We start from the raw sequence: 7,362 nt of genomic DNA, 5'->3' as shown, positions 1-7,362 counted from the left end.
GTCGGCGGGCGCAGCGCCGTCATCAGCTCCAGGCCGGTGACCGCCGTCGTGCCGCGCGGTGTCATCACCCGGTCCGCGTAGGTGCCGAGGAAGCGGGCGAGGTCGGCGGCCGGGGCGGGGAAGCGTGCGGCGAGGCCTTCCAGGAGGCGGGCGTAGGCGGCGCGCTTGGGCGGCCGTGGCTCGGTCACGCCCGACTCCCAGTTCCCGATGGTCTCCCGCCGGCTTTTGAGAGCCTTCGCGATCTGTTCCTGGCTCAGGCCGGCGGCTTCGCGCAGGCGCTTGCGCTCCTCGGGCGGCGGGAGGTCGTCCTGGGCGGCCTCCTCCAGCAGCGCATCGACGGCGCGGAACAGTTCGTTCTCCGTGGGCACGGCTCACCTCCAGGCCGCACCCTATCTCCATCGCACGCTGGATTTCACGATTGATTTCACATGGATTTCTCATGGGCGTGGGGTGCGGTCTGCGGGCTTCACTGCCTCGCGACCGTTTTTCGAGCCGTGGTCGAGCGTGGGATTCGACGATGTCATCCGGTGGAGGAGACCTCCGTTCGGTGTGAGGAGTGCGTATGCGCAAGGTCGCGGTCGTCGGTGCCGGGGCCGCCGGGGCGCTGACGGCGGTGCAGTTGATGCGGCAGGCCGACCGGCTCGGGCGGGCGGTCGGGGTGTGGCTCATCGATCCGGGCGGGCGGACCGGGCCGGGGGTGGCCTACGGCACAGCCGATCCACGCCATCTCCTCAACGTGCCCGCCGGTCGCATGAGTGCCTTTCCTGACGACCCCGATCACTTCCTGCGCTGGCTGACGCAGCGGGATCCGCACGCCGCTCCCGGTGACTTCGTTCCCCGCCGGGTGTACGGGAAGTACCTGACCGACCTCGTCGAGCGCACCGCCGGTGCCTGCACGCACGCCCGTCTGCACCGGGTGCGGGACGAGGTCGTCGCCGTACGCGGGCAGGGGGCCGGGGCGGTGCTGCGGCTCGCCGGCCGTGGCGAGGTGCGGGTGGATGCTGCCGTGCTGGCGCTGGGCAGTCTCGCTCCGGCGCAGGACTGGGCAGGCGCCGCGCTTCGACAGTCCGGGCGGTTCGTCGCCGATCCCTGGGCGCCGGGTGCCCTCGACGGTCCCGCCGGGGAAGGGGACGTCCTGCTCGTCGGCACCGGGCTGACCATGGTCGACGTGGCCGGCACGCTGGCCCGTCCGGACCGGGTGGTGCACGCGGTGTCCCGGCACGGGCTGCTTCCGCAGGAACACCTGCCCGTCGCGGCTCCGCCGGCCGAGGCGCCGCCGGAGCTGGACGGTTCCCTCGGTCTCGAGGTGCTGCGGCGCAACGTGCGGCGGCACCTGTCCGCGACCCGGCGCGCCTGCGGGGACTGGCGGCCCGGCCTGGACGGGCTGCGTCCGGTGACGGCGGCGTTGTGGCAGCAGCTGCCCGTGCCCGACCGGGTCCGTTTCCTCCAGGAGGACCTGCGGGTCTGGGAGGTGCATCGCCATCGCATGGCGCCCGCCACCGCGGCCGTGCTCCGCGGGCTGCTGGCGTCGGGGCGGGTGCGTACCGGCGCCGGGCAGCTGGTCGGTGCCGTGCCGGTCGGCGACGCGGTGGAGGTCGCCCTCAGCGACGGCACCCGGCTGCGGGTGAGTGCGGTGGTGAACTGCACCGGGGCTCCGGCGGGTCCGCCCGGCACGGTGAATCCCCTGGTGCGCTGCCTGCTGGAATGCGGGTACGGCCGCACCGGACCCGCCGGGCTCGGACTGGACACCGCCGGCGACGGGCGGCTGCTGCCCGCGGCCGGCGCCCCCGCCCTGCGGCTGTGGACGGTCGGGGCCGCGCGGCGCGGGAACCTGCTGGAGACCACCGCCGTTCCGGAGATCCGCGCTCAGGCCGCCGAGGTCGCCGGGAACGTGCTGGAGACGCTCGCCGACCGCCGTCCCCCCGCCCCGGCCGACCGCTACGGGCAGCGCCTGAGCACCTCGCCCGAGGCGGCCGAGCTGTACGACCGGGCGCTGGAGCGCATCCTGGCCGGCCGCCTCGGCGCCGAGGAACTGCTGGCCCAGGCCGTCGCCGTCGACCCGGGCTTCGCCGTCGGCCACGCGGCGCTGGCACTGCTCGGCCACGAGCGCGGGGGTGCCGGGCCCGCGCCCGGGGCGCTCACCCGCGCCCGCCGGGCCGCGGCCGTACGGGCCGACGACCGCGAACGCAGCTTCGTCGCCGCGGTGGACGCCTGCCTGACCGGTACCGAGGAGCGCGGCAAGAAGGCGCTGCTGGGCCACATCGCCGCCCACCCCCGGGACGCGCTGGCGGTGAGCGCGGCCGTCCCGACCGTCTCCTTCAACGGTGTGACCGGCGCGGAAGAGGCCTGGGCACTCGTGGAGGGGCTGTCGGCGGCCTACGGGGACGACTGGTGGTACCTCGGGCAGCTCGCCTTCGTACGGCAGGAACAGCAGCGTTGGGAGGAGGCCGAGGCCCTGTCCTGCCGGGCGCTGGCCGCCGAGCCGAGTGCCGGGCACGCCGTGCACGCCCGGACCCACGTGTACTACGAGACCGGCGAGCACCGTGCCGGCCTGGCCTGGCTGGACGAGTGGCTGCTACGGCACGGGGCCGGGGCCTGCCACCGGTCCCACATCTCCTGGCACGCCGCCCTGCACGAGCTGTCCCTCGACGACCGGCCCGCGCTGCTGCGCCGCTACCACCGGGAACTCTCCGCCTCCCAGGTCAGCGGGGGACGGCTGCTGGCCGACTCGGCCGCCCTGCTGTGGCGGGCCCGCATGACCGGCAGCTGGAGCGGCGACCTGCCCGTCGCCGAACTCCTGCACGCCGCGCCACAGCAGTGGCTGGCCGCACCTGCCACGGGCTTCGCCGCCCTGCACGGCGCGCTCGCCCTCGCCGCCGCCGGGGACCTCGACGCCCTCGCACGGCTGCGGGCCCACGCGTCGGCCCACCAGCAGGCCGTGTTCGCCCAGGTGATCGCTCCGCTGTGCGACGCTCTGTCGGCCGTCGTCCGCGAGGACTGGCAGGAGGCCGTACGGCTGCTGTGGCCGCTGCTGCCCCTGGTGGCGCGCACCGGGGCCAGCAAGGCCCAGCAGGAGGTGGTCGAGGAGACCCTGCTGCACGCCCTGATCGCGTCCGGGGAGTACGACCGGGCCGCGCGGCTGCTCGCGGCCCGGCTGGACCGCCGCCCCTCGCCGCTCGACCGGCGGCGGCTGGACGCCGTACGCGAACGGCGTGCCGGATGGCGCAGCCCCGCGGTCGTCGGCGGGGTCACGGAGTACACCCGGTCCGCCTGACCACGGCGGCCGGTGGTCTCTCCTGCACCATCCCCTCAAGCACGCGTGGGCGCCGCCGGGGCGGCGGCCCGGTCACCACGTGGTGCCGGCCGGCTCCTCGATGGTCGTGTTGATGCGGTTGAAGAAGTTGGTGAGGGCGATCATCAGGATGATCGCGGAGAGCTGTTCCTCGGTGAAGTGGTCCGCGGCCTCGTTCCAGATCTCGTCGGGGACGGCCTTGCCGGAGCGGTCGGCGATGCGGGTGGCGGCCTCGGTCAGGGCCAGGGCCGCGCGTTCCTCCTCGGTGAAGAAGGGGGCCTCGCGCCAGGCGGCCACCGCGTGGAGGCGTTCGTCGCTCTCGCCGTGCTTCTTCGCGCCTGTCACACCGGCGAACACACAGGCGCTGCAGCCGTTGATCTGGCTGGCCCGCAGGTGGACCAGTTCGAGAATCTGCGGGGCGACGCCGCCCTGGTACATGGCCTGGTAGAGGGTCTGGATGCCCTTCATGGCGTCCGGCAGGACCATGGCGGGGTTCTTCATGCGGGCGGTGGGGGTGGTCGCGGCGTTCATCTGATGCCTTTCTGGGGATGCGTCATGACGTGCGGGGGAGGACAGGGAGCCGGGGCCGCCGGGACGTGGGGGATGTCGTCCGGCGGCCCCGGTGCACGGGGCCGTCCACCGAGGGGGTGGCCGGCGGTCAGACGGCGCTGAGGACGGCCGCCGAGTTGAAGCCGCCCCGGCCGCGGGCCAGGACCAAGGCGTGGCGGACGGGCGTCTCGCGGGGCGTGGTGACGAGGTCGACCGGGCAGTCCGCGGCGGGTTCGGTGGTGCCGACGGTCGGCGGGATCACCTGGTCGCGCAGGGACAGCAGGGCCGCGGCGACGTCGAGGGACGCGCCGCCCGCCAGCAGGCGCCCCGTCATCGACTTCGGCGCGGTCACCGGCACTTGCCGCGGGCCGAACAGGTCGGCCAGCGCCTCTGCCTCGGCGCGGTCCGCGGCGCGCGCGCCGGCCGCGTCGGCGAACACCACGTCGATGTCCTCGGGCAGCACCCCGGCGTCGTCCATGGCCAGCCGTGCGGCGTCGCGAAGGCGCGGGGCGCCGCCGCCGTCGAAGGTGGCCGCGTACCCGGTGAACGCCCCGTACACGTGGGCGTCGCGGTCGCGGGCGGCGGTGGCGTTCTCCAGCACGAACAGGGCGCCGCCCTCGCCGACGACGTGCCCGCTGGCCTCTTCGGCGAACGGCAGGTAGGCGCGGGCCGGGTCGGCGACCTGGCTCAGCTCGCCGGCGGCGAGGTGCGCGGCCCAGCCCCACGGACACAGCGCCGAGTCGACGCCGCCGGTGACCACCAGCCGGGCTCCCTTGCGGATCTGCCGGCGGGCGTGGGCGGTGGCGTCCAGGCCGCCGGCCTGCTCGCAGACGACGACCCCGCTCGGTCCGCGCAGCCCGTGCCGGATGGAGATCTGGCCGGTGTTCACGGCGTAGAACCAGGCGAAGGACTGGTAGGCGCTGACGTGCTGGCCGCCCTTGGACCACAGGGCCTGCAGCTCGCGCTGGCCGAACTCGAACCCGCCCGCGGAGGAGGCGGTGACCACCCCGGCCCCGTACTCGGGCAGTGCCGCCGGGTCGGTGCCGCAGTCGTCCAGGGCCTCCTTCGCGGCGGCCAGCGACAGCCGGGTGACCCGGTCGGTCTGCGGCAGCAGCCGGCTGGGCAGGTGCTCGCCGTCGACGAAGCCGGGGACCTCGCCGGCGATGCGCACCGGGTAGCGGGAGGCGTCGAAGCGGGTCAGGGCGCGGATGCCGCTCTCGCCGCGCAGGGTCGCGGCCCACCACGCCTCGGTGCCGAGCCCGTTGGGCGCGGCGACGCCGATGCCGGTGACGACGGAGCCGACGCCGGCGCGGGCGTCCGACCGGTGCGCGGGACGGCCCAGTGTCGCTGTGGTCATGCCGCCTCCTGAAGTCGCGGCCGGGTCAGGACGATGGCGCTCTGGAAGCCGCCGAAGCCGCTGCCGACGCTGAGTACGGTGTCGGTGCGCTGCTCGCGCGCGGTGAGCGGGGTGTAGTCGAGGTCGCAGGCCGGGTCGGCCTCGTGCAGGTTGGCCGTCGGCGGCACCGTGTTGTGCTCGATCGCCAGGGCGCTCGCGGCGACCTCCAGCGAACCGATCGCCCCCAGCGAGTGACCGATCATCGACTTGATGGAGCTGACCGGCACCCGGTACGCGTGCTCTCCGAGGCTGCGCTTGAACGCGGCCGTCTCGTGCCGGTCGTTCTGCTTGGTGCCCGAGCCGTGGGCGTTGACGTAGTCGACGGCGGTCGGGTCCAGGCGGGCCTCGTCGAGCGCCGCGCGGATCGCCTCGGCCATCTCCACGCCGTCCGTCTTCAGCCCGGTCATGTGGTAGGCGTTGCTGCGCCCGGCGAACCCGGCGATCTCCGCGTAGATGTGGGCGCCGCGCCGCCGCGCGTGCTCGAACTCCTCCAGGATCAGCACCGCCGAGCCTTCCCCGAGGACGAAGCCGTTGCGGGAGCGGTCGAAGGGGCGCGAGGCGGTCTCCGGCTCGTCGTTGCGCGGGCTGGTCGCCTTGATGGCGTCGAAGCAGGCCACGGTGATCGGGGAGATCGGCGCCTCGGTCGCGCCCGCCACCATCACGTCGGCGCTGCCCTCGCGGATCAGGTCGGCGGCGTGGCAGACGGAGTCGATGCCGGAGGTGCAGCCGGTCGACACCAGCGACACCGGGCCCTGCGCGCCCGCCGCCACGGCCACCTCGGCGGCCATGGAGCTCGGCACGAAGTAGTCGAAGAGGTGGGCGACCGCCCGCGTGTGGTCCACCTCCCAGGTGCTGCCGTTCTCGCTGACCACGCCGTACTCGTTGTCCAGGCCGGTGGTGCAGCCGACGGCGCTGCCCAGGGTGACACCGGTGCGCACCGGATCCAGCGCGCCCGCCAGTCCGCTGTCCTCGAGGGCCTCCCGGGCGCTGACCAGGGCGAACTGGGCGGCACGGTCGAGACGGGCGGCGTCGGCCGCGCCGATTCCGTGGGCGGCCGGGTCGAAGTCCGCCTCGGCGGCGATACGCGAGCGGAACGGGCTCGCGTCGAACAGGGTGATGCCCCGCGTGGCGGTACGGCCCGCGGTCAGCGTGTCCCAGAACGCGCGGGTCCCCACGCCGCCCGGGGCCACGACCCCGATGCCGGTGATGACGACCCGCCTCATCGGTTGTCCCTCACAGTTGTCCTCCAGATATGAGCCCAGGTACGAGCCGGGTGCGCCGCACCACGCGGCAGGCGCGCCCGACCAGTCGGGGGGCATGCGGGCCGCGGACGAAGAAGTGGTCACCGGGGACGGTGCGCCGCACGAAGCGGCCGGTGGTCCAGCGGGCCCAGCCCTCCAGCACCACCGGGCCGACGACGGGGTCGTCCTGGCCGCCGACGGCCAGGACCGGCACCGGGAGCGGGCCGCCGGGGTCGGCGAGCGCCCCGGCGCGCAGGGCGGCGGCGAGCTTGAGGTCGTCCCGCAGCAGGGGCAGCACGCGGCGGTACCAGAGGCTGCCGGGAGCGGCGAGCGCGCCGCCGGGCGCCGCGCCGAGACCGGCGGCGAACCGCAGCAGCAGTCCGTCGCTCAGGTCGTCGTCGCAGGGCGGCGAGAACTGCGGCGGGGGGCTCGCCCCGACAGCGAGGCAGGCGGGCGCGGGCAGCCCACGCTTCATCAGGGCGCGGGCCAGGGTGTAGGCGACCAAGCCGCCCAGGCTGTGCCCGTACAGCACGTACGGGCGGCCGTCGGCGACCTGCTCGGCCAGCGGTTGAAGGAGGGTGTCCAGCAGGCCCTCGCGCGAGGTGATCCGTGTCTCCCGGCGCCGGGCGCCCCGCCCTGGCAGCAGCACGGGCACGGTCCGCACGCCGGGACCGGTGCCGGTGCGCCAGTGCGCGAACCCGGACACGCCCGCGCCGGCGTGCGCGAAGCAGTAGAGCGTGACCGGCGTGCTGTCCCGCATGATGTACCGCACCTCCTCGGCCGCCGTGGTGGAGCGCGTCGACTGGTCCGAGCCTCGCCGACGTACCTGGAGGAAGACTCGAATCGGCCATGTGCGCGCACGCCTCGTCCGCGGGGGCGGGGGC

General features: G+C 75.0%; 6 protein-coding genes. 1 reads left to right on the top strand and 5 read right to left on the bottom strand.

Annotated features, from left to right (window positions below):
- A partial coding sequence (locus tag MTQ10_RS25300; RefSeq protein WP_247472470.1) for a helix-turn-helix transcriptional regulator occupies positions 1-368 on the bottom strand: 368 nt, incomplete at its 3' end.
- A gap of 194 nt (positions 369-562) precedes the next feature.
- Between MTQ10_RS25300 and MTQ10_RS25295 the strand changes: the two genes are divergently transcribed.
- Positions 563-3,274 (top strand): FAD/NAD(P)-binding protein, encoded by a 2,712-nt coding sequence (locus MTQ10_RS25295; protein WP_247472469.1) that lies wholly within the window; start codon positions 563-565, stop codon positions 3,272-3,274.
- Positions 3,275-3,346: 72 nt separating this feature from the next.
- On the opposite strand, the gene MTQ10_RS25290 is transcribed toward MTQ10_RS25295, so the two are convergent.
- The 4 genes from MTQ10_RS25290 to MTQ10_RS25275 form a co-directional block, all read right to left on the bottom strand.
- The gene (locus tag MTQ10_RS25290; RefSeq protein WP_247472468.1) at positions 3,347-3,823 is read right to left on the bottom strand and encodes a carboxymuconolactone decarboxylase family protein; all 477 of its coding nucleotides are present in this window, start codon (positions 3,821-3,823) and stop codon (positions 3,347-3,349) included.
- A 127-nt stretch (positions 3,824-3,950) separates the two neighbouring features.
- Positions 3,951-5,198 carry a ketosynthase chain-length factor gene (locus MTQ10_RS25285; protein WP_247472467.1) on the bottom strand — a complete coding sequence of 416 codons (1,248 nt, stop codon included), beginning with the start codon at positions 5,196-5,198 and terminating at the stop codon, positions 3,951-3,953.
- Positions 5,195-6,460, bottom strand: a complete 1,266-nt coding sequence (locus MTQ10_RS25280; protein ID WP_247472466.1) for a beta-ketoacyl-[acyl-carrier-protein] synthase family protein — start codon at positions 6,458-6,460, stop codon at positions 5,195-5,197. The genes MTQ10_RS25285 and MTQ10_RS25280 overlap by 4 nt, the downstream gene beginning before the upstream one ends.
- Before the next feature lie 10 nt (positions 6,461-6,470).
- Positions 6,471-7,238 carry a thioesterase II family protein gene (locus MTQ10_RS25275; RefSeq protein WP_247472465.1) on the bottom strand — a complete coding sequence of 256 codons (768 nt, stop codon included), beginning with the start codon at positions 7,236-7,238 and terminating at the stop codon, positions 6,471-6,473.
- Between the last annotated feature and the right edge of the window lie 124 nt (positions 7,239-7,362).

This window comes from Streptomyces sp. XM83C (assembly GCF_023072675.1).
GTDB lineage: Bacteria > Actinomycetota > Actinomycetes > Streptomycetales > Streptomycetaceae > Streptomyces > Streptomyces thermocoprophilus.
The sequence above is the reverse complement of the archived record's forward strand: the minus strand, read 5'-3'. Positions and strand labels throughout refer to the sequence as shown.

Bases quoted from the DNA above. Each gene is read 5' to 3' on its own strand.
- MTQ10_RS25280 (WP_247472466.1), bottom strand. From the start codon at position 6,460: ATGAGGCGGGTCGTCATCACCGGCATCGGGGTCGTGGCCCCGGGCGGC.
- MTQ10_RS25290 (WP_247472468.1), bottom strand. From the start codon at position 3,823: ATGAACGCCGCGACCACCCCCACCGCCCGCATGAAGAACCCCGCCATG.
- MTQ10_RS25295 (WP_247472469.1), top strand. From the start codon at position 563: ATGCGCAAGGTCGCGGTCGTCGGTGCCGGGGCCGCCGGGGCGCTGACG.
- MTQ10_RS25275 (WP_247472465.1), bottom strand. From the start codon at position 7,238: ATGCGGGACAGCACGCCGGTCACGCTCTACTGCTTCGCGCACGCCGGC.
- MTQ10_RS25285 (WP_247472467.1), bottom strand. From the start codon at position 5,198: ATGACCACAGCGACACTGGGCCGTCCCGCGCACCGGTCGGACGCCCGC.